Raw genomic sequence first — 20,083 nt, forward strand, 5'->3', positions numbered from 1 at the left:
GGGTGGCTGCCTAGCGTGTAGGCATGGCTGATGACGAGCTCGGGCTGACCCGCGGAGACCGGGCCTTGCTGCTCGTCGGGCTGCCCGTCGCCGGGGGGCTCGCCGGGTGGGGGCTGCCGAGCGCGGCGCGGTGGCTGCTTTCGCTGCCGTGGGTACCGTTCGCCGGGCCTCTGCGGCTCGTGCGGCACCTCGACGCCGGGTGGGGGCTGCTGGCCGTCGTCGCCGCGGGGGTGCTGCTCGGCGCCGGGCTCGCCTTCGTGGCGGTGCACGAGGCGCTGCGCGTGACCGTCGGCGACGGCGGGCTCACGCTCGTCCGCGGGGAGACGCGGCGGACCGTCGAGCGGCGCGACGTCGACGCGGTGTTCGTGGACGGGAGGCTGCTCGTGGTGCTCGACCGGCAGTCGCGCCAGGTGGTGCGGGACCGGTTCGACAATGCCGGGAGCCCGCGGGTGGAGCGGGCGTTCCGCGAGCACGGGTATCCGTGGGTCGCCCAGGACCCGTACGCGCAGCTGTACCGGCGCTGGGTGCCGGACCTCCCCGACCTGCCCGCGGCCGTCAACGCCGTGCTGGCCGCGCGCGGCAAGGCGCTGGAGAACAAGAGCGGCACCGACGCCGACGAGCTGCGCGACGAGGTGCAGAAGCTCGGGTACACCGTGCGGGACATCGGTACCGTCCAGCACTGGCGGCCCTTGGTGAAGTCGTGACGCGGGCCCGCAACGTCGCGGTCGACATCACCGCGACAGTCATCGCCGTGCTCGTGGCGCTCATGGCGGCGGCCGGCGGGCTGGACAACGGCACGCTCGGGGACGGGCGGCTGCTCGTCTCGCTCGCCATCACCGTGCCCGCGATCGTGGTGCTGTGGTGGCGGCGGCGGTACCCGGTCGGGGTGGCGATCGCGCTCCTCGTGCCGGCCGCCCTCACCGACATGGCGGGCGGGGCCGCGCTCATCGCCGTCTTCGGGGTCGCGGTGCACCGGCCGTTGCGGACCGCGCTGTGGGTCGCGCTGCTGCACCTGCTGGCGCCGGTGCCGCTCAGCATCCGGTACCCGGACCCCGACCTGCAGGTCCTCGGGGCGAACACGCTCGCGCTCACGATCATCGCCGGCGCGGTCGCCTGGGGCACCGCGGTGCGGGCGCGGCGCGAGCTCATCGCCTCGCTGCGGGAGCGCGCGGCCCGCGCCGAGGCCGAGGCGCGGCAGCGGGCCGAGCTGGTGCGCGGGCTCGAGCGGGAGCGGATCGCGCGCGAGATGCACGACGTGCTCGCGCACCGGATCTCGCTCATCAGCCTGCACGCGGGGGCGCTGGAGATCCGCGACGACCTCTCGCGGGAGCAGGTCGCCGACGCGGGGGCGACGATCCGGACCAGCGCGCACCAGGCGATGGAGGAGCTGCGCGAGATCCTCGGGGTGCTGCGCGCGAGCGACCGGGAGGAGCTGCGGCCCCGGCAGGGGCTGGCCGACCTCGGCGAGCTCGTGGCGGAGGCGGAGAAGGCCGGCACGACGGTACAACTGGAGCATCGTCTCGACGGAGGACTGCCCGCGGCGGTGGACCGCACGGCGTTCCGGCTGGTGCAGGAGGGCCTCACGAACGCGCGCAAGCACGCGCCCGGGGTCGCGGTGCGGGTGCTGCTCGAACGCGGCGACGAGGTGCACGTCCGGGTCAGCAACCCGCTGCCCGACCGGCCCGCCGCGCCGGCCCTGCCGGGGACGCGCTCGGGGCTGGAGGGGCTGGCCGAGCGGGTCGCGCTGGCCGGTGGGCGGTTCGAGCACGGCGTGCGGCGCAGCGATCAGGGCGCCGCGACGTTCACGCTGGAGGCGTGGCTGCCGTGCAAGGGCTGATCCGCGTCGTCGTCGCCGATGACGACGCGCTGGTGCGGGCCGGGCTCGCCATGGTGCTCGGCGGCAACACCGGGGTCGAGATCGTCGGCGAGGCGGCCGACGGGGCCCAGGCGGTGCGCACCGTGCGCGCCACGCGGCCCGACGTCGTCCTCATGGACATCCGCATGCCGCGCATGGACGGGCTCGCCGCGCTCGAGGCCCTGCGGCCCGACGGCGTGCGGGTCATCGTCCTCACCACGTTCGACACCGACGAGCACGTCCTGCGGGCGTTGCGGCTCGGCGCGCACGGGTTCCTGCTGAAGGACACCCCGCCGCTGGCGATCCTCGATGCGGTACGCCGGGTCGCCACCGGCGAGCAGACGCTGTCCTCGTCCGCGGTGCGGCGGCTCATCGCGCACGTGAAGGCCGATGATCGCGGGGCGGCGGCGCGGCGTACCCTCGCGGCGCTCACGCCCCGGGAACGCGACGTGGCCGAGGGCGTCGCGGAGGGCCGCTCGAACGCGGAGATCAGCGCCGCGGTGCACATGAGCGTCGCGACGGTGAAGACGTACGTCTCCCGGATCCTGGCGAAGCTGGGCTGCACGAACCGCGTCCAGGTGGCGATCCTCGTGCACGAGTCGCGGCTGGACAGGGCCTAGGCTAGCCCGTCACCGGTGGTAGCGGTCGGCGATGAACCCTGGCTCGGGCGGCTCCGGGCGGCGCGGCGCGGGCAGGGCCGTGTTCGCGCCGAAGCCGCGGCCGAGCGTGCGCACCTGCTCCTCCATGAGCGGGACGCTGCGCCGGGCCTGGGACTCGACCACCTTCTCGGCCAGGCGGCTGTTGAGGAAGGTGCGCAGCCAGTACACGAGCATGACGCTGCGGGGCACGAAGACCTTGCGGCGGCGGCGCTCCAGCGCGTCGACGAAGGCGGTGGCGCAGCGCTCGACGGATGTGGTGGAGCCCAGCGGCGGGGGCAGGCGGCGCAGGGTTTCGCCGAACGCGGGAAGGTCGTCCTTGGCGTCGCGGACGAGGTCGGTGTCGATCCAGCTCGGGTGGGCCGTGCCGACGGCGACGCCGTGGTGGGCGACCTCCAGCCGCACCGCGTTGCCGAAGTGCTCGGCGCCGGCCTTCGAGGCGCAGTACGGCGCCATGCCCGGCAGCGCCGCGAACGACGCGGCGGAGGCGACGATCAGCAGGTACCCGTGGGAGGCGATGAGCGCCGGCAGGCACGCGGCGGCCGTGCGCATCACGCCGACCAGGTTCACCTCGACGGTGCGCACCAGCGCCTCGACGTCGCCGGTGGCCATCGTGCCGCGGCTGGCGACGCCGGCGTTGGCGACGACGGCGTCGATGCGGCCGTACGCGGAGAGCGCCCTCTCGACCGCGGCGGCCATACTGGCCTGGTCGGTCACGTCGGCGGCGAACCAGACGGCGTCCAGCTCCCCCGCGAGCCGCTCCAGGCGGGCGGGCTCGAGCCCGACGAGCGCCAGCCGGGCGCCCCGGGCGGCGGCCAGGCGCGCGGTGTGTTCGCCGATGCCGCGGGCGGCACCGGTGACGAGTACCACCTGACCAGTCAGTGCACGCTTCACCGAGGCCCCTCCTGTCGGCGGTACCGTTCAGTACCAGGCAAACTAGCACCCGGGTACATTGTCGCGAAAGGTCGAGGCCACCGCATGACGAGCACCAGGACCGCCGAGGAGCTGCGCGCCGACCTCACGGGCGGGCTGGCCGAGTCGATCGCCGCGAAGGGCTACGCGGCCACCACGATCGCGGACGTCGTCATGCACGCGCGGGTGTCCAAACGCACGTTCTACGAGCACTTCGCGGACAAGGAAGCCTGCCTGATGGCCCTCTACGAGCAGGGCTGCGCGCACCTGCTCGAGGTGGTGCGCAGCGCGGCCGGCCCGGGTGGCCGGCCGTGGAAGGAGATGATCAACAGCGGGGTGACGGCGTACCTCACCGCGCTGGAGAGCCTGCCCGCGGTCACCCGCACCCTGCTCGTGGAGATCCAGGCGGCCGGCCCCAAGGCGTTCCGCCTGCGCCAGCAGATGCTGCGCCGCTTCGCGGACGCGCTGGTCGAGGTGATCGAGCGGGCCCGCGAGTCCGACCCGCGGATCCCGGCGCTGTCGCCGCTGCTCGCGATCGCGCTGGTCGGCGGCGTGCACGAGATGATGCTGCAGGTCTGCGACCCGTACACCGGCGCCGGGCCGTCCTTCACCGAGCTGACGCCGGCCGTGGACGAACTGGTCTACGCGATCCTCACGAACCCCTGGATGACCGCGGATGGAATGATCGGGCGTACTGCCGGGTTGCAGAGCTAAAACAGGAAGGACGCGTCGCGGTGCTGAACCCCAGCGAACTTTACGAGCTCACCGAGGAACCGCCGGAGGCCGACCGGCCGGTGCTCGTGCACGCGCTGACGGGCTTCGTGGACGCCGGCAACGCCGCCCGTCTCGCGCGCGAGCACCTGCTCAGCGTCGGATCGCCGCGCACGGTCGCCACGTTCGACCTCGACCAGCTCTACGACTACCGTGGCCGGCGCCCGGCGATGCTCTTCGTCGAGGACCACTGGGAGCACTACGAGCAGCCCCAGCTGCTGCTGCGGGCGGTGCGCGACGCCGGCGGCACCGAGTTCCTGCTCCTGGACGGGCCCGAGCCCGACCTGCAGTGGGAGCGGTTCACCGCGGCGGTGCTCGAGCTGATCGAGCGCTTCGACGTGCGGGCCACGGTCGGGCTCACCGCGATCCCGATGGCCGTGCCGCACACTCGCCCGACCGGGGTGACCGCGCACGGGACCAGCCGGGACCTCATCGCCGGCTTCGAGCCGTGGCTGCAGCGGGTGCAGGTGCCGGGCAGTGTCGGCAACCTGCTGGAGTACCGCATCGGCCAGCAGGACCGCGACGCCTTCGGCTTCGCCGTGCACGTGCCGCACTACGTGGCCCAGGCCGAGTTCCCGGCCGCCGCGGAGAAGCTGCTGGCGTGCCTGGCCGACGCGACCGGCCTGCGGGTGCCGATGGACGAGCTGCACGCCGCGGCCGACTCGGTGCGCGCGGAGATCGACGTGCAGATCGCCCAGGCCGACGAGGCCGCCTCGCTGGTGCGGGCGCTGGAGGAGCAGTACGACGCCTTCACCCGCGGCCGCAGCGGCAACAGCAACCTGCTGGCCGACTCCCCCGCGCCGCTGCCGACCGCGGATGAGATCGGGGCGGAGCTGGAGCGCTTCCTGGCCGAGCACACCCGCGGCGACGAGCCCCCGCTGGGGGGCTGAACAGGCATTACCAGGCGGTGCCGGTCAGCCGCTCGTAGACCTCGACGTAGCGCGCCCGGGTCAGGGCCACGACGTCGGCCGGCATCTCCGGGCCGGGCGCGGTCTTGTTCCAGCCGCTGGACAGCGACCAGTCGCGCGCGACCTGCTTGTCGAAGGAGAACTGGGTGCGGCCCGGCTCCCACCGGTCCAGCGGCCAGAAGCGGGACGAGTCGGGCGTGAGCACCTCGTCGGCGAGCACCACGGCGCCGGCGCGGTCGCGGCCGAACTCGAGCTTGGTGTCGGCGACCACGATCCCGCGCTCGGCGGCGAGGGCGGCGCCGCGGGAGTACACCCGCAGCGTGAGCTCCCGGAGCTCGTCCGCGAGGTCCTTGCCGATCTCCTCGCGGACCTCGTCGAGCGTGACGAACTCGTCGTGCTCGCCGACCGCGGCCTTGGTCGTGGGGGTGAAGACGGGCTCGGGCAGGCGGGACCCCTCGACGAGCCCCGGCGGCAGCTGGATGCCGGAGACTTCACCCCGGGAGTTGTACTCCGAGAGCCCCAGACCGGCGAGGTAGCCGCGCGCGATGCACTCGACGGGCAGCATCTCCAGCCGCCGGCAGCGGATCGCCCGGCCGGCGAACTCCGCGGGCACGTCGGTCGCCGAGATCACGTGGTTGGGCACGATGTCGGCGAGCTGCTCGAACCACCACAGCGAGAGCCGGGTGAGCACGGCGCCCTTGTCCGGGATCGGCGTCGGCAGCACCACGTCGTAGACGGAGATGCGGTCCGAGGCGACCAGGATCAGGTCGTCGCCGTCGGCGTACACGTCACGGACCTTGCCCGAGTGCAGGAGTTCCACGCGGCTCAGCCTATCGGCCGAGGCCGTCGGAACGATCCGGGCCGCCGCCGTCGCGGCGTAGGGTGAGCTGCGTCACGACGTCGTGAGTGGAGGGTCCGCATGACCATCGATCCCGCCAAGACCGCCATCGTCCTCATCGAGTACCAGAACGATTTCGTCTCCGAGGGCGGCGCGTTCCACGCCGCCGTGCAGGGCGTGATGGACAAGACCGACATGATGGCCAACACCCGGCAGCTCGTCGCCGCCGCGCGGGCCGCCGGGGTGACGATCGTGCACGCGCCGATCACCTTCGCGCCCGGATACAACGAGATCACCTCCCATCCCTACGGAATCCTCAAGGGGGTCGTGGACGGCAACGCCTTCGTCAAGGGCGAGTGGGGCGCGCAGATCGTCGACGAGCTCGCGCCGCAGGCCGGGGACATCGTCGTGGAGGGCAAGCGCGGGCTGGACACCTTCGCCAGCACCAACCTCGACTTCATCCTGCGCAGCAAGGGCATCACCACGATCGCCCTGGGCGGCTTCCTGACCAACTGCTGCGTCGAGTCCACCATGCGGACCGGCTACGAGCACGGCTACCAGGTCGTCACCCTGCAGGACTGCCTCGCGGCCACCTCGCAGGAGGAGCACGACAACGCGCTGAAGTACGACTTCCCGATGTTCTCGACCCCGATGTCGGCGGCCGACTTCGCCGGGCAGTTCTAGGGGTCGTATCGAAGTGGATGGCCGGGCTGCGGCGGACTCAGACGCCGCCTGGGGCCGCCCAGCCGACGCCTGAGCCTCGCCTCGCTCCAACCCCCACTTCGATGCAACCCCTAGGCCCTCCGGAAGAGGCGCACCGCCAGGCCGCCGGCCAGCAGGAAGCTCGCGCCCAGCACCGCCAGGTGCAGCGGGCGCGGGGTGTCGCCGGTCCACGCGGCCTGGATGGCCTGGCGGAAGGCGCCCAGCGGGGTGAAGTCCCCGATCCGCCGCAGCGTGGCCGGCATGTACTCCACCGGCACGTACAGGCCCGCGAAGAACGCCGACGGGAACCACATCGCCAGGGCGTAGGCGGTCGCTGCCTTGGCGGTGCCCGCCACCGACGCGACGAGCAGCCCGACCGGGAAGAGCCCGAGCACCCCGAGCAGGAAGGTCGGCACCACGAGGGCCAGGTCGGGCAGGTGCATGCCCAGCGCGGCGACGCCGATGACGAGGGTGAGCACGGTCGAGGCCAGCACCACGCCGGCGTTCATGACCAGCTGGGCGCCGAGCAGGGCGGCCGGCTTCACCGGCGTGGTCGCGAACCGGCGCAGCACCCCGCGCTCGCGGTAGTTGGCGAGCACCACGGGCAGCATGAAGAACGCGACCATGGCCATCGACACCATGACGGACATCGACGGGATCACGGTGTCGATGCCGCGGTGCCCGCCGAGGGCCGGGTCGGCCTTGTGCGCGCTGCCGGGCAGGCCGAACACGACCAGCAGGGCGACCGGCAGCAGAACGGTGAACATCGGGCCGGCGATCTCGCGCAGCATGAGCTTGGTCTCGATGACGGTGAGCCGGGTCAGGGCACGCATGTCAGGACTCCTTGCCGGTGAGGGCGACGAACGCGGATTCGAGGTCGGCCTGGACGATGTTGAGCTCCAGGGGTACAACTTCCTGGGCCGCCAGCGCTTTCGACACCTCATGGGCGAGGTTGCCGCGGCCCGTGACGGTCCAGATGCCGTCGTCGGCCGTCACCGAGTCGACGCCGGGAACGCCGGCCAGGTGGGCCGGGGCGGACGTGCGGAACGTGACAGTCACCCCCGGGGCGGCCCGGCGGATCAGCCCGGCCGGGGTGTCGACCGCGACCGTGCGGCCCTGGTCGATGACCGCGATCCGGTCGCACAGGCGCTCGGCCTCGTCCATGAAGTGCGTGACGAGCAGGACGGTGACGCCCCCGTCGCGGATGTCCGAGATCAGCCGCCAGGTGTCGCGCCGGGCCTGCGGGTCCAGGCCGGTGGTCAGCTCGTCCAGGACCGCCACCTCGGGCGAGCCGACAAGCGACAACGCGATCGACAGGCGCTGCTTCTGCCCGCCGGAGAGCCGCTTGTACTGCTGGTCGCGGTGCTCGGCCAGGCCCAGCCGCTCCAGCAGCGGCCCGGTCGCGGCGGGGCGCTCGTAGAACGTCGCGAAGAGCTCCATCGCCTCCCGGACCCGGATGCGGTCGGGCAGCTGCGACTCCTGCAGCTGCACGCCGAGGCGCTGGCGCACGACCGGGTCGCCGGGGCCGCGGCCGAGCACCCGCACCGAGCCGCCGTCGGCGGTGCGCAGGCCCTCGACGCACTCGACCGTCGTGGTCTTGCCGGCGCCGTTGCGCCCGATGACGCCGAAGATCTCCCCGCGCTCGACGGAGAAGGTCACGTCCCGCACGGCCTCCCGCTCGCCGTAGCGCTTCTGCAGCTGCTGCACTTCGATGACTGTCATGGCCGACACTCTGCCGACACCGGCGACCCGGCAGAATGACGCTGGATGCCGACCCGGGGGTGCAGTTATCTGCACCGGGCGCGGCAGTCAGGGCCGATGTGCGCGACGAGGAGAAGGGCGAGGCTCGGTGACATGACGTACTCCAAGGCGCTCGCCCGCAGCGGGCAGCTGCTCGCGCTGACGCCGGTCGCGCTCGCGCAGTTCGTGCTGACGGTGCTGCCGACCGGGCTGGCCCTGATCGCCCCCGGGATCGCCGTCCGGCACCTGACCAACCGGTGGCGCGCGCTGTTCGGCTCGTGGCTGGGCCGCGAGATCCCGGTGCCCTACCGGCCCGAGCCCGCCCCGCCGCAGCCGGACGAGGAGGGGCTCTACCGCCACGAATCCCAGCTGTACCGATCCCCGCGCATGCCCGCCTATCTGGCCCGGGTGGACTGGTTCGCCAAGGACCCGGCGCTCGAGCGCGACCTCCGGTGGATGCTGTTCTTCCCGTTCGTGGTGCTGCTGGTGATCCCGCTCGGGCTGCCGGTCGCGCCCCGGGCCGTGCGCGCGGTCGCGGCGTGGAGCGAGCGCCGGCTGCGGCCGGTCGCCGAAACGTCCCCGGCGGGGCGGAAATGCTCGGACCGCGCCCTGCTCGCCTGGGCCCGCTGCGGCCTGCTCGCGATCAGCGCCGTCGTGCAGGTGGCGCTGTTCGCGGTCACGCTGGTGTGTTTCGCGCTCGGCTTCGGGCTCGGCCTGATCTTCCTGATCCCGATCGGGCTGACGCACTTCCGGTGGCTGGCGAACCTGCGCCGCAGCTACGCGGCCTGGGCCGGGGTCACCATCGAGCGCCCGTACACGGCGCGGCGGTTCCCGGAGCTGCGCGCGGACGGGATGTACCGGGTGGACCGGACCCTGTACAAGACCGAGGGCATGGCGGATTTCAACGCCCGCTGGCAGTGGGTCTGGCACGACGTGGCCTCGTGGCGCGACCTGCTGTGGCTCGTCGCCGACGCGGTCGTGGTCGGGGTCGTGGCCGGGGTCCCGGTCGTGGCCGGCATCTACGGCGTCTGGGGGCTGGCCCTGCCGTGGATGTGGACGCAGTTCTTCGGGGCGGACTGGAGCCGCTGGTACGGAGCCGTGGCCGGCAACCGCACCGCCGGGCTCGCCGTCGGCGTCGCGCTCGCGGTCGCGGCCGTCGCGGTGGCCGACCGCGCGCTGCGGATCGCGTCGCGCTGGACCGCGGTACTGCTGCGGCCGACCGCCAAGGAGCAGCTCCGGCGGCGGGTCGAGCGCCTCACCCAGACCCGGGCCGATGCCGTCGACGCCCAGGCGGCCGAGGTGCGGCGCATCGAGCGCGACCTGCACGACGGCGCCCAGGCCCGGCTCATCTCGGTCGGGCTCACGCTCAGCACGATCGAGCGGCTCATGGACACCGACCCCGACGCGGCCCGCCGGCTCGTCGCACAGGCCCGCGAGACCTCGCAGACCGCCCTCACCGAGCTGCGCGACCTCGTCCGCGGCATCCACCCGCCGGTGCTGTCGGAGCGCGGGCTGCCCGACGCGGTGCGGGCCCTGGCCCTGGACACCGCGGCCGAGGTCACCGTGACCGGCCGGCTCGCGGGGCGGCTGGCGGCGCCGGTGGAGTCCGCGGCGTACTTCGCGGTCAGCGAGCTGCTGGCCAATGCGGTCCGGCACGGCCGGGCCGAGCACGTCTCGATCGACATCCGCCACCGCGAGGGCGCGCTGCGCGTCACGGTGACCGACGACGGCGAGGGCGGCGCCGACCCGTCGCGCGGCACCGGGCTGCGCGGGATTCAGCGGCGGTTGGGTACCTTCGACGGAACGCTCGCCTTGAACAGCCCCCCGGGCGGGCCGACCGTCGCCTCGCTGGAGCTGCCGTGCGCGTTGTCCTCGCCGAAGACCTCTACCTCCTGAGGGACGGCCTGGTCCTGCTCCTGCAGAGCCACGGCTTCGAGATCGTGGCGGCCGTCGACACCGGCCCCGACCTGCTCGCCGCGCTGCTGGAGCACCGGCCCGACGTCGCCGTCGTCGACGTGCGGCTGCCGCCGAGCTTCACCGACGAGGGCCTGCAGGCCGCCCTCGCCGCGCGCCGCGAGGTGCCCGGGCTGCCGGTGCTGGTGCTCTCCCAGCACGTCGAGCAGCTCTACGCCCGGGAACTGCTGGCCGACGGCACCGGGGCGGTGGGCTACCTGCTCAAGGATCGCGTGTTCAACGCCGACCAGTTCATCGATGCGGTACGCCGGGTGGCGTCGGGCGGCACCGTCATGGACCCCTCGGTGATCGCGAAGCTCGTGGCCCGGCCGACGGAGCAGACCGGCACCCTGACGCCGCGGGAGCGCGAGGTGCTGACGCTGATGGCGGAGGGGCGCTCGAACGCGGCGATCGCCAAGCAGCTCTTCCTCAGCGAGAGCGCCGTGAACAAGCACATCGCGAGCATCTTCGGGAAGCTGAACCTGCCGATCTCGGACGACGACAATCGCCGGGTATTGGCGGTTTTGGCGCATTTGCAGGGTTCGTAGCGGTACCTTGGCGCTCGTGGGGCTTCTCGTCGCCGCGATCCTCGCCGTGCTCGTCGCCGGGGGCGCCGTCTACCTCGGCTGGGCCGCGCTGCAGGCGGCCCGGCAGGCCACGGTCGCCGTCGGCGAGCTCATCGCGCGGCACCGGCTGGCCGACGACCGGCTCGACGCCGAGCGGGTGTGCGCGTGGGCGGTAAGCGAGCGCGAGACGTTCGAGAAGATCATCACGCGGGGCGTGGTCGGCGCGGCGGTGCGCAATGCCGGGCAGGCGCCGGTGTACGACGTCGAGATCGTCTTTCGCGACCCGCCCGCCGCGTGGACGGCGACCCGGCGGGTGCGGATCGTGCCGCCCGGGGAGCAGCCCGAGGTGTACGCCGGCTTCGACGACGAGGCGACCGAGGGGCCCGTCGAGCGGGACCGCATCAAACGAGGACGGGACCATCCGGCTCGCGCCCTCGGCCGACATGCACGTCGAGGTGCGCTTCACCGACGCGAGCGGGCGGCGGTGGCAGCGCGACGACAAAGGGCGGCTCAACCTGGCGGGCGAGAACGTGGCCCGCGCCCCGGCCCCGGTCGAGAGCGCCTGGGGTCGAGCTCGCTCAGGCCACGACCGTCCCGGCCGCGGCGATCGCCGCTCCGCGGGCGCCGGCCATGTCGCGCTCCGGGACGAGCGAGAACTCGGAGACCTTGGCCTGCTCCTCGCGCAGCAGCGTGTACTCGCGGACCCGGGCCAGGAACCAGTCGCGGAAGTGCGGCGCGGCCTCGACCACGCCGCCGCCGACGAAGTAGCAGTCGGGGTCGGTGAAGTTGGCCGCGATCGTGAACAGGCGGCCGAGCCCCATCGCCTGCTGCTCGAAGATCCGCAGGGCGAGCTCGTCGCCCTGCTCGGCGTAGGAGCGGACCTGCTTCGCGGCGGACTTGAGGGAGTCGGCGCCGTGCAGCGGGTGGTCGGGGAAGCGGCTGAGCCAGTACGGCAGCAGGTTGCGCACGATCCCGGTCAGCGACGAGACGCTCTCCACGTCGCCGAGGAAGCCGCACCCGCAGGAGGGCAGCGGCTGGCCCTCCTCGAGCAGCCCGTGCATCGGGATCTGGACGTGGCCGAGCTCGCCCGCCATGCCGGCCGCGCCCTTGATGACCTTGCCCTGCTCGATGACGCCGCCGCCGAGGCCGGTGCCGACGATCGCCGAGACGGACGACTTGGTGTCGGCGGCGGGCCCGAAGTACACGTGATGCGCGTAAAGGGCGGCCGCGTTGCCGTCATTGTTGTAGACGACCGGCAGGCCGAGCCGGCGCTCGAGCGCGCCCCGGAAGTCGTAGCCCCACCACGCCGCCTGCGAGAAGTTCGTCGCGCCCTTGGAGGAGATGACCCCGTCCGCGCTGGCCGGGCCCGGGGTGTCGAGGCCGACGGCGACGACGCGGGAGCGGTCGACCTTGGTCACGGCCAGGATGTTCTCGAACGCCCCGGCCAGCGACTCGACGGCCGCTTCCGGGCCGTCCAGCACCCGGCTCGGCACCTCGACGAGCCCGTCCACCAGGAACGAGCCCCCGTGGTCGAGCACCGTGGCGTTGTTCGCGGTGCCGCCGTTGTCCAGTCCGACAACGACCCAGTCCTTCGCGTTCACCATGGTCGACTCCCTGATTACTCCAACGCGGATGCACGGTACCCCATTGACCTCAACCGCGCTTGAGGTCGGACAGTGGTTGACCATGAGAGCCGCTGCGTTCGCCGAACCCGGTCCGCCCGACGTCCTCCGCCTCCACGACCGCCCCGAACCGCAGGCCGGGCCCGGTCAGGTCCGGGTCCGCGTGCGCGTCGCCGGCGTCCAGCCCTTCGACGCCGCGCTGCGCCGGGGCTGGGTCCCGCCGTACGCCACCGTGACCCTCCCGCAGACCCCGGGCAACGAGTTCGCCGGCGTCGTCGACCAGGGCACCGACCGGATCCCCGCGGGCACGGAGGTGCTCGGGTTCAGCGTCTTCGGGTCGTACGCCGAGCTCATCGTGGTGCCCGAGGACCAGGTCACCGCCAAGCCGCCGAGCGTGCCCTGGGAGGTGGCGGGCGGCTTCACGGCCGGCTGGCAGACGGCCCGGCTGGCCCTGTCGGCGATCGGCGCCGGGCCCGGCGACACCGTGCTCGTCAACGCCGCGGCGGGCGGGACCGGCACGGCCGGCGTCCAGCTGGCCGTGCTCCTGGGGGCCACGGTCATCGGCACGGCGAGCGCGGCCAACCAGGACTACGTGCGCTCTCTGGGCGCGATTCCCGTGGTGTACGGCGAGGGCCTGGCCGACCGCGTCCGCGCCCTGGCCCCGCAGGGCGTGACGGCGGCGATCGACGGCGCCGGCGGCGAGGCGCTCGAGACCTCGCTCGCGCTCGTGGCCGACCGCAAGCGGATCATCACCCTGGTCGCGCACGACCGCGTCGAGGAGCTCGGCCTGGCGAGCATTCAGGGCCGGCGCAGCGCCGAGGCCCTGGCCGAGCTGGTCGGGCTGTACGCGGCCGGCCGCACCCGGTGGCACGTGCGCCGGGTGTACCCCCTCGCCGAGGCGGCCGACGCCCACCGCGAGATCGAGACCGGTCACGGCCGCGGCAAAATCGTGATCGCCGTGGACAATTGAGGGCGTGACCATCCTGGAAGAGGGCCGGGACGTCCCCCTCGGGCGTTACACCGTCGTCCGCCGCACCTTGCCCAACAAGGCCCGGCGGACGGTCGGCGCCTGGTGCTTCCTCGACCATTTCGGCCCCGAGGACGTCACCGGCAAGCCGGGCATGCGCGTGCCGCCGCATCCGCACATCGGCCTGCAGACGGTGAGCTGGCTGCTCGGCGGCGAGGTGCGCCACCGCGACAGCCTCGGCTCCGACCAGGTGATCGTCCCGGGCCAGCTCAACATCATGACGTCGGGCCGCGGCATCGCGCACTCGGAGAACTCGCCGAGGGCCAAGCCGCCGGTCCTGCACGGCCTGCAGCTCTGGGTCGCGCTGCCGGACGCCGAGCGGCACCGGGCGCCCGCGTTCCAGCACATCGCCGAGCTGCCGCAGCTCGCCGACCGGGACGTGAAAGTTACCGTCGCGGTCGGCGCGCTGGCGGGGGCCGTCTCCCCCGCCGAGGTGTACACCGAGCTGCTCGGCGCCGACGTGGAGCTGGCCGGGCGCACCGAGCTCGCGCTGCGCCCGGACTTCGAGCACGCCGTGGTCGTCACCGAGGGCACGGCCCGGGTCGACGGGGTCGCGGTCGAGCCCGGCTCCCTGCTGTACCTCGGCCGGGACCGCGACCGCCTCGCCCTCGAGGCCACCGGCGGCCCGGCCCGGCTGTTCCTGCTCGGCGGCGTGCCGTTCGAGGAGGAGCTCGTCATGTGGTGGAACTTCGTCGGCCGCTCGCACGAGGACATCGTCGAGGCCCGCGACGACTGGATGCGGGCCTCGGACCGTTTCGGCGTCGTGCCCGGGGACGAGCGGCCGCTGCCCGCCCCCGGCCTGCCGACGACCCGGCTGAAGCCGAGGCCCGGGCACCGCTAGAGCAGTTTCCAGAGGTGGTCGGCGGTTCCGCTGTCCGCGAACTGCACCACCTGGGCGCTGTTCGCGGTCGACATCCCGGAGACGCCGAGCACCTTCAGGCTGTGCTGGACCTGGATCCGGGCCCAGCCGTCGCCGTTGTCGACGAGCCGCCACAGGTGGTCGGCGCTGCCGTTGTCCTCGAACTGCTGGACGAGCGCGCCGTCGGCCGTCGACATGTTCTGCACGGCGAGGAGCTTGCCGCTGTTCTGGTTCTGGATTTTGTACCACCCACCGCCCGCATCGATCAGGCGCCAGTTGTGGTCGGCGGTGCCGTTGTCGTCGTACTGCACGACATTGGCGCTGTTCGCCGTCGACATGCCCGCGACGCCCAGCACCTTGAGGCTGTTCTTGTTCTGGATCCGCTTCCAGGAGATCGGCGCCGTCGTGCCCTCGACGCGCATCTCCAGCATCCCGCCCGAGAAGCCGGACCTGAGCTGGACGGCCACGCGCAGGGCCGAGGTCGTGACCGCGTTGAAGGTGACGCGGTTGAAGGTGTTCAGCGCCGTACCGTAGGCCGACGCCCCGCTCACCGCCGTCCACTGGCCCGAGGCGTTGAGGTACTGCACCTGCCATGACTGCGGCACCCGGCACTGCCCGGCGCCGGTGTCGTCGAACCAGTACACGGAAACCGCACCGGCGTTGACCGGCGTCGCGTAGGACAGCTGCGCCCACTCGCTCGTGCCGAGGTGGTCCCACCAGGTCAGCCGCGGGATGGACTGGTCGCCGGAGCTGCTGGGGACCTTGCCGTCGTTTATCGCCCCGACGCTGTCGCCGCCCCAGCACCAGGACGCCGAGGCCGTCGCCGGGATCGACCAGTCGATCGCGTCCGCGCCGTCGCTGATGCGCGGGAACGTGGTGATCCGGACCCGCTGCGCGCCCATCGGCAGCAGGGTGACGGTCTCGTTGGGCTGGGTGGAGCGGGCCGGGCTCTGCTGCAGCGTGCGCACGATGCCCTCGGCGTCGGCCTGCCAGTTGGGGATCTTCCGGCCGGTGAGGCTGAGCGAGATCGGGGCGCCGTCGCGGGTGAACGGGTTCGCGGCGAGCGCGCCGGGCTTGCGGGTGACGGTCACCGCGGGGTTGTCCGGGTCCAGCAGGAGCCCGTAGTTCCAGGCGGCGTTGGTGTCCGCGTACACCTCGTTGGTGGGCCACGCGTCGGTGCCCCCGATGCGCGACCACCGCTCGGCGATCGACAGCGAGAACGTCAGCGGGCCGTTGTCGACGCTAATCGCATTGCCGTTCTTGGCCCAGGTACGCACGGTGGTGCGCATCGGCAGCGCGACCGTGACCTTGTCGCCGTTGTTGAAGGTCTGGTCGACGATGACGAACGAGCCGGACTGCAGCGTGCCGGTGACCAGGGTGCCGTTGACCCGGACCTGGGCGCCCTGGGACCAGCCGGGCACCCGCAGGTACAACGGGAAACTCACCGGCCCGGGCGTGCTGAGCGTGAACGTGACCGTGTCGCTGAAGGGGTAGTCGGTGTCCTCGGCGATCGTGACGGTGGTGCCGCTCGCGCCGACCTTGGCGGTCACCTGCGAGGCGCCGTACATCGCGGCGCACAGCCCGTTGTCCCACGTGCCGAACCACAGCTCCTGGGCGTAGTACGGCCAGCCCATCCCGTAGTTGTGCGGGCAGCAGCGGTAGTTGTGGATGCCGAGCATGTAGGCCAGCATCGGGAAGCCGTTCTGGAACTGCCCCTGGGTCAGGGTGCGGTTCGTCAGCCCGATGCTGTTGGCGCACGTGATGTAGTGGACGCCCTTCTGAGCGGGGTCGAGCGCGGCGGGCAGCGAGTTGAACGCGAGGTCCTCGCAGCGGTCCAGCCACACGGAGTCGCCGGTCATCCGGGCGAGCATCTGGTGGCTGTGCATGAACTCGACGATGCCGCAGGTCTCGAAGCCCTGGCGGGGGTCGGTGTACCCGGTGCGGCAGTTCTCGTCGCCGGCGAAGCCGCCGCCGGGGAAGTTGCCGTACAGCCCCATCACGGTGTTGTAGTCGTTGTACGTGGCCTGCTGGTACTTCGGGTCGGTGTCGAGCAGCCCGAACTGCGCGGGCTCGCGGAAGCCCTGGGCCAGGTTGACGTTGTGCCAGTTCGGGATGCCGTTGGTGTAGTCGGCCGAGCCCGCGTGGATCTTGCGCACCAGGTCGAGCAGCCAGCTCTCGCCGGTCCGGTTGTACAGCCAGTAGACGCTGTCGATGTTGTCGCCCCAGCGCAGGGCCGCCCAGCTGCGGTTGAACACGGCCGCCGGCTGGGCGTTCTGGAACTGGAAGTACTTGCGCATGAACGGCACGACCCGCGCGTCGCCGCTGTACTCCGCGAAGGCGCGCAGGGCATCGAGCAGCGGCATGTGCGGCCAGAAGTCCGGGCCGCCCTCCAGGCTCGTGCGGAGGCTGTCCGGCCCGAAGAACCCGTCGGCGGCCTGGTTGGCGATGATGCCGTCGATCCACTGGCGCGCCAGGGTGAGGATGCGCGTGTTGCCGGTGACGTACCCCAGGTCGCCGAAGCCGCGCAGCCAGTACGGCAGCTCCTCCCAGGCGCCCTTGGTCCGGTCGACCCAGCCGCAGTTGCTGTACACCAGGTAGTCGGAGACCTCGGTCATGCGCCCGCAGAGGCCGTCGGCCTCGATGTTGAGCTGGTTGCGGATCCAGCCGCGCGGCTGCACGGCGCCGGGTGGCAGCTTCAGGAACGGGGTCGCCTTGAGGGGGGCGAGGTTCGGCGAGTACTGCCCGGTGCGCGCCCCGGCCGTGACGGTCTTGCTGGTGCGCACGGCGGCGTCGGCGACTCCGGCAACGGCGGTGCTGAGCGCGATCGCGCCGCCGGTGACGACGGCCCCTCGCGCGACGAACGTCCTACGGTCCACGTCGGACTCCTTTGCTCCTGGCGGGGAACATCGATGCCCGATTATGCAGAGAAACGGTCGTTCATGAAAGAACTCGTTGGCTTTTGTTTACTTCTCCGAGTTCTGATGTGGCCTTTCGCGCCGTTCTTCGGGTTCCGCGGGTGCTGCCTGCTGGTACCACCGAACCCCGCCGGCAACGGCCAGCCCCGCTCCCGCCGCGAACGCCACGACGACGGCCCATCTCCCCCAGGACGGCCCGGCGAGCGTCCCGTACCGGAACACCGCCGAGTCCCCGAGCCCGACCATGACCGCGAGACAGGCCCCGGCGATCGCCACGACGATGTCCACACGTTTGAACAGCGACAGCCCGCCGGCCGCCACAACGCCGACGGCCGTGACGAGCGGCCACAACCGAACCAGGAGCTGCACCCCGACCCCATCGGCGGGCGACGTGGCCAGACTTGCCGACTGCACGATCCACCCCGCCGCGACCAGCCCGGCAACGACCGCGACCCCGGCGAGCACGGTCCGCGACCGCCACAACAGCCCGACGACCACGGCCCCGAGCACGCCTCCGGCCCACCACCACCCGGTCTGGGGCGCCGGCGCGCTCGCGACGGTACCGCGCACAATCCCGGCCTCCCGCCCGTCGACAAGCAGCGGAACGCTCCAGGCGCGCGCGGGCAGTTCCCTGGCCCGCTCGTCGTGCCACCGGACCCGCGGCACCGAGGCCACGAGGTGCCACTCGGGAGCGGCGGAGGCATTCCCCCCGCGGGCCGCCCCGGTGATCGACCGACTGGCGACCCAGGTGGGCGACTGCCGATTCTCTTCAACGCCGCGCACGCCGACGCGGAGAAACTCTTCCCCTTGCAGCCCGAGCACGACGACTTCACGGCCGGAGCGGTTCACAAGCTCGAGCCGAGCCCCACCCTCGACAGCACGTACCTGAACCCCGGAAACAGACACGGAGTCAACGCGAACGACATAACCGACGGCAACGGGGGCGTCGGCCCCATGAGCAGAGACGGGCCCGGCGTAGAGCACAACGGCCACCAGCCCCAGCGAGACCGCCAAAACAAGGCGAGCAACGGTCACCACTGCACTACGAGCGAAGCCCACGTCCGCCTTTCGCCTCCTCCCGGCCAACGACGGTCACTTCGGCACGCCGAGCGAGGCCACATCCGCCCGACGAAAGCCAGCCACTTCCTCCCGGCGAAACGACGCTCCCCGCTGCACGACGAGCAACAGCCCCGGTCCGCCCGACGAGAGCCGGCCACTTCCTCCCGGCCAACGACGCCCACCTCTTCCCGGCCAGCAACGATCACCGCCTCCCGGCCAGCAACGATCACCGCCTCCCGACCAGCAACGGTCGTCACCGCCTCGCCGCCAGAAACGGATACCCCTTCCCGGTCGACAACGCCGGCTGCTTCTCCGCCGGCCATCGTCACCGCCTCCCGGCCAGCAACGATCGTCACGACCACCTCCCGGCCGGCCGTGGTCACCGCCTCCCGGCGGCCGGCCACGGTCACCGCCTCCCGACCAGCAACGATCGTCACCACCTCCCGGCGGGCCACGGATACTTCTTCCCGGCCAGCAACGGTCACTGCTTCCCCGCCGACCACGGTCACCGCCTCCCGGCCAGCACCCGTTCCCTCGTGTGGGCGAGCGTCAGTCATCCAGCGCGAGCGGCAGCGATGGCAGCGACCAGGTCAGCGCGCGCCCGAGCAACCCGCGAGCGGATCGTCCCAACGGGAACGTCCTCAATCTCGGCAGCCTCCGCGTACGACACACCCAGAACCTGAGTCAGCACAAACGCAACCCGCCGCTCCGCAGGCAGAGCGGCAACCAGCGCGTTAGTGGCGTGCAGGCCCGCGTGGTCCCCCTCGGCCAGCGCCGCCGGCTCGGCCACAACCCGGGCCTCGAGGCGCCGCGCCCGAACGGCCGCCCGCACCTGATCGGCACACGCCCGCCGCGCGATGGCCAGCACCCAGGTGCGCGCCGAGGACCGACCGGCGAACTCGGGCAGCGCCCGGAAGGCCCGCAGATAGGTGTCCTGGGTCACGTCATCGGCGTGCGCCACGCCAACCAGCGCCGCAACGAACCGCCAGACCTCCGTCTGCGTGGCCCGCACGAACACGGCCGCGGCCCGCTCGTCGCCCGACCGCGCGGCCAGCAACGCCTCGGTCGCCGGGTCCGTCTCGGCGTTGGCCTCACCAGTCACGCAGCGAGCCTAGCGCCCCACCCCGACAATCCTCCTTCCGGCTCACCAGGGTGTAGCTCGAGCAACCCACCGCACTCGGCGACCCACATGTCGCATTTTGCGGGGCCAGCCGTCGAACGGTCCGAGGCGGCCTGCCCCGAGGTCCGGCTGTGGGCTCGCCGACGAGGACCCCTGCTCAGCCAGTAGCAAAGGACGGCGACGACCCGGCGACAACACCACGGTCACCCGGGCGGCGCCCGCTCCCCCGCGCCGGCCAGTCGCGATCGACCACCCGGCCGACCGTCCAACCCCGCACCGTCCAACGCCCGCGAACGGCCGGGCTCCGTCTCAGCAGGTGCTCCCAAAGCTCCCGACCGTGCAACAACGACGGCTCGCGAACTGCCGGAACGAACAGCAGCCGACATCTGGGAACGGCCCGGCTCGACGACAACCAACGCCCGCGAACCGCCCGAATCAACAGCAGGCGGCACCCGAGAACCATCCGGCTCGACACCCGGACCGCCAAGCCGGGCAACGGTCTCCACCCGCCGACGGTCCGCCTCCACGACGGCCGGCACCGGCGAAGCGTCCGAATCCGCCACCCCCGGCGCCTGGAGAG

The 20,083-nt window shown here is 72.5% G+C and carries 20 protein-coding genes; 10 read left to right on the forward strand and 10 right to left on the reverse strand.

All coding sequences use genetic code 11. The features are described from left to right. Positions 1 to 23: 23 nt before the first annotated feature. Genes ACPPVO_RS50060 through ACPPVO_RS50070 form a run of 3 tightly spaced genes read left to right on the forward strand, consistent with a single transcriptional unit; the run spans position 24 to position 2,475 of the window. Positions 24 to 704 carry a YqeB family protein gene (locus tag ACPPVO_RS50060; protein WP_426506210.1) on the forward strand — a complete coding sequence of 227 codons (681 nt, stop codon included), beginning with the start codon at positions 24 to 26 and terminating at the stop codon, positions 702 to 704. Further along, positions 701 to 1,837 carry a sensor histidine kinase gene (locus ACPPVO_RS50065; protein WP_426506212.1) on the forward strand — a complete coding sequence of 379 codons (1,137 nt, stop codon included), beginning with the start codon at positions 701 to 703 and terminating at the stop codon, positions 1,835 to 1,837. Before ACPPVO_RS50060 ends, ACPPVO_RS50065 begins: the two co-directional genes overlap by 4 nt. Beyond that, positions 1,816 to 2,475, forward strand: a complete 660-nt coding sequence (locus ACPPVO_RS50070; RefSeq protein WP_426506214.1) for a response regulator transcription factor — start codon at positions 1,816 to 1,818, stop codon at positions 2,473 to 2,475. Before ACPPVO_RS50065 ends, ACPPVO_RS50070 begins: the two co-directional genes overlap by 22 nt. Positions 2,476 to 2,484: 9 nt before the next feature. Here ACPPVO_RS50070 and ACPPVO_RS50075 read toward each other — a convergent pair whose 3' ends face one another. Beyond that, a complete protein-coding gene (locus ACPPVO_RS50075; RefSeq protein ID WP_426506215.1) occupies positions 2,485 to 3,405 on the reverse strand; it encodes an SDR family oxidoreductase in 921 nt (306 codons plus the stop codon). Between the two features lie 84 nt (positions 3,406 to 3,489). On the opposite strand from ACPPVO_RS50075, the gene ACPPVO_RS50080 reads away from it, so the two are divergent. Continuing rightward, positions 3,490 to 4,137: a TetR/AcrR family transcriptional regulator gene (locus tag ACPPVO_RS50080; RefSeq protein ID WP_426506217.1), complete on the forward strand. Its 648-nt coding sequence runs from the start codon at positions 3,490 to 3,492 to the stop codon at positions 4,135 to 4,137. A gap of 20 nt (positions 4,138 to 4,157) precedes the next feature. Next, positions 4,158 to 5,084, forward strand: coding sequence for a proteasome assembly chaperone family protein (locus tag ACPPVO_RS50085; protein ID WP_426506218.1), 927 nt, complete (start codon positions 4,158 to 4,160; stop codon positions 5,082 to 5,084). A gap of 7 nt (positions 5,085 to 5,091) precedes the next feature. On the opposite strand, the gene ACPPVO_RS50090 is transcribed toward ACPPVO_RS50085, so the two are convergent. Then, complete coding sequence (locus ACPPVO_RS50090) at positions 5,092 to 5,922, reverse strand: phosphoribosylaminoimidazolesuccinocarboxamide synthase (RefSeq protein WP_426506220.1); 831 nt, start codon at positions 5,920 to 5,922, stop codon at positions 5,092 to 5,094. Positions 5,923 to 6,021: 99 nt separating this feature from the next. On the opposite strand from ACPPVO_RS50090, the gene ACPPVO_RS50095 reads away from it, so the two are divergent. Further along, positions 6,022 to 6,624, forward strand: a complete 603-nt coding sequence (locus ACPPVO_RS50095; RefSeq protein WP_360391049.1) for a cysteine hydrolase — start codon at positions 6,022 to 6,024, stop codon at positions 6,622 to 6,624. A gap of 110 nt (positions 6,625 to 6,734) precedes the next feature. Here ACPPVO_RS50095 and ACPPVO_RS50100 read toward each other — a convergent pair whose 3' ends face one another. Together ACPPVO_RS50100 and ACPPVO_RS50105 are read right to left on the reverse strand one after the other, a co-directional pair. Further along, positions 6,735 to 7,475: an ABC transporter permease gene (locus ACPPVO_RS50100; RefSeq protein ID WP_426506222.1), complete on the reverse strand. Its 741-nt coding sequence runs from the start codon at positions 7,473 to 7,475 to the stop codon at positions 6,735 to 6,737. Position 7,476: 1 nt separating this feature from the next. After that, positions 7,477 to 8,364 (reverse strand): ABC transporter ATP-binding protein, encoded by an 888-nt coding sequence (locus ACPPVO_RS50105; RefSeq protein WP_426506224.1) that lies wholly within the window; start codon positions 8,362 to 8,364, stop codon positions 7,477 to 7,479. Between the two features lie 132 nt (positions 8,365 to 8,496). Between ACPPVO_RS50105 and ACPPVO_RS50110 the strand changes: the two genes are divergently transcribed. Beyond that, on the forward strand, positions 8,497 to 10,278 hold the full coding sequence (locus tag ACPPVO_RS50110; protein ID WP_426506226.1) for a sensor histidine kinase: 1,782 nt from the start codon (positions 8,497 to 8,499) through the stop codon (positions 10,276 to 10,278). After that, on the forward strand, positions 10,242 to 10,883 hold the full coding sequence (locus tag ACPPVO_RS50115; RefSeq protein WP_360391038.1) for a response regulator transcription factor: 642 nt from the start codon (positions 10,242 to 10,244) through the stop codon (positions 10,881 to 10,883). Before ACPPVO_RS50110 ends, ACPPVO_RS50115 begins: the two co-directional genes overlap by 37 nt. Before the next feature lie 69 nt (positions 10,884 to 10,952). Here the strand turns inward: ACPPVO_RS50115 and ACPPVO_RS50120 are convergent, their stop codons facing one another. Beyond that, complete coding sequence (locus ACPPVO_RS50120) at positions 10,953 to 11,303, reverse strand: hypothetical protein (protein ID WP_426506228.1); 351 nt, start codon at positions 11,301 to 11,303, stop codon at positions 10,953 to 10,955. A 176-nt stretch (positions 11,304 to 11,479) separates the two neighbouring features. After that, on the reverse strand, positions 11,480 to 12,505 hold the full coding sequence (locus ACPPVO_RS50125; RefSeq protein ID WP_426506230.1) for an ROK family protein: 1,026 nt from the start codon (positions 12,503 to 12,505) through the stop codon (positions 11,480 to 11,482). 82 nt (positions 12,506 to 12,587) lie between these two features. On the opposite strand from ACPPVO_RS50125, the gene ACPPVO_RS50130 reads away from it, so the two are divergent. Both ACPPVO_RS50130 and ACPPVO_RS50135 read left to right on the forward strand, forming a co-directional pair. Then, positions 12,588 to 13,493 (forward strand): NADP-dependent oxidoreductase, encoded by a 906-nt coding sequence (locus ACPPVO_RS50130; RefSeq protein WP_426506232.1) that lies wholly within the window; start codon positions 12,588 to 12,590, stop codon positions 13,491 to 13,493. A gap of 4 nt (positions 13,494 to 13,497) precedes the next feature. Next, entirely contained in the window at positions 13,498 to 14,391 is an 894-nt protein-coding gene (locus ACPPVO_RS50135; RefSeq protein ID WP_426506234.1) for a pirin family protein, read from the forward strand. Here the strand turns inward: ACPPVO_RS50135 and ACPPVO_RS50140 are convergent. The 4 genes from ACPPVO_RS50140 to ACPPVO_RS50155 all read right to left on the reverse strand — a co-directional run bounded on the left by ACPPVO_RS50140 (position 14,388) and on the right by ACPPVO_RS50155 (position 19,485). Further along, on the reverse strand, positions 14,388 to 17,285 hold the full coding sequence (locus tag ACPPVO_RS50140; protein ID WP_426506236.1) for an RICIN domain-containing protein: 2,898 nt from the start codon (positions 17,283 to 17,285) through the stop codon (positions 14,388 to 14,390). The two genes, ACPPVO_RS50135 and ACPPVO_RS50140, sit on opposite strands and share 4 nt — an antisense overlap. Positions 17,286 to 17,372: 87 nt before the next feature. Further along, positions 17,373 to 18,359, reverse strand: coding sequence for a hypothetical protein (locus tag ACPPVO_RS50145; protein WP_426506238.1), 987 nt, complete (start codon positions 18,357 to 18,359; stop codon positions 17,373 to 17,375). Then, the gene (locus ACPPVO_RS50150; protein WP_426506240.1) at positions 18,356 to 18,838 is read right to left on the reverse strand and encodes a hypothetical protein; all 483 of its coding nucleotides are present in this window, start codon (positions 18,836 to 18,838) and stop codon (positions 18,356 to 18,358) included. Before ACPPVO_RS50150 ends, ACPPVO_RS50145 begins: the two co-directional genes overlap by 4 nt. A gap of 98 nt (positions 18,839 to 18,936) precedes the next feature. Next, positions 18,937 to 19,485: a sigma-70 family RNA polymerase sigma factor gene (locus ACPPVO_RS50155; RefSeq protein ID WP_426506242.1), complete on the reverse strand. Its 549-nt coding sequence runs from the start codon at positions 19,483 to 19,485 to the stop codon at positions 18,937 to 18,939. Positions 19,486 to 20,083 lie beyond the last annotated feature (598 nt).

Origin of the sequence: Dactylosporangium sp. McL0621, from assembly GCF_049995355.1 — a bacterium.
GTDB lineage: Bacteria > Actinomycetota > Actinomycetes > Mycobacteriales > Micromonosporaceae > Dactylosporangium.

Bases quoted from the DNA above. Each gene is read 5' to 3' on its own strand.
- ACPPVO_RS50105 (WP_426506224.1), bottom strand. From the start codon at position 8,364: ATGACAGTCATCGAAGTGCAGCAGCTGCAGAAGCGCTACGGCGAGCGG.
- ACPPVO_RS50110 (WP_426506226.1), top strand. From the start codon at position 8,497: ATGACGTACTCCAAGGCGCTCGCCCGCAGCGGGCAGCTGCTCGCGCTG.
- ACPPVO_RS50080 (WP_426506217.1), top strand. From the start codon at position 3,490: ATGACGAGCACCAGGACCGCCGAGGAGCTGCGCGCCGACCTCACGGGC.
- ACPPVO_RS50120 (WP_426506228.1), bottom strand. From the start codon at position 11,303: ATGCGGTCCCGCTCGACGGGCCCCTCGGTCGCCTCGTCGTCGAAGCCG.
- ACPPVO_RS50060 (WP_426506210.1), top strand. From the start codon at position 24: ATGGCTGATGACGAGCTCGGGCTGACCCGCGGAGACCGGGCCTTGCTG.
- ACPPVO_RS50095 (WP_360391049.1), top strand. From the start codon at position 6,022: ATGACCATCGATCCCGCCAAGACCGCCATCGTCCTCATCGAGTACCAG.
- ACPPVO_RS50130 (WP_426506232.1), top strand. From the start codon at position 12,588: ATGAGAGCCGCTGCGTTCGCCGAACCCGGTCCGCCCGACGTCCTCCGC.
- ACPPVO_RS50125 (WP_426506230.1), bottom strand. From the start codon at position 12,505: ATGGTGAACGCGAAGGACTGGGTCGTTGTCGGACTGGACAACGGCGGC.
- ACPPVO_RS50100 (WP_426506222.1), bottom strand. From the start codon at position 7,475: ATGCGTGCCCTGACCCGGCTCACCGTCATCGAGACCAAGCTCATGCTG.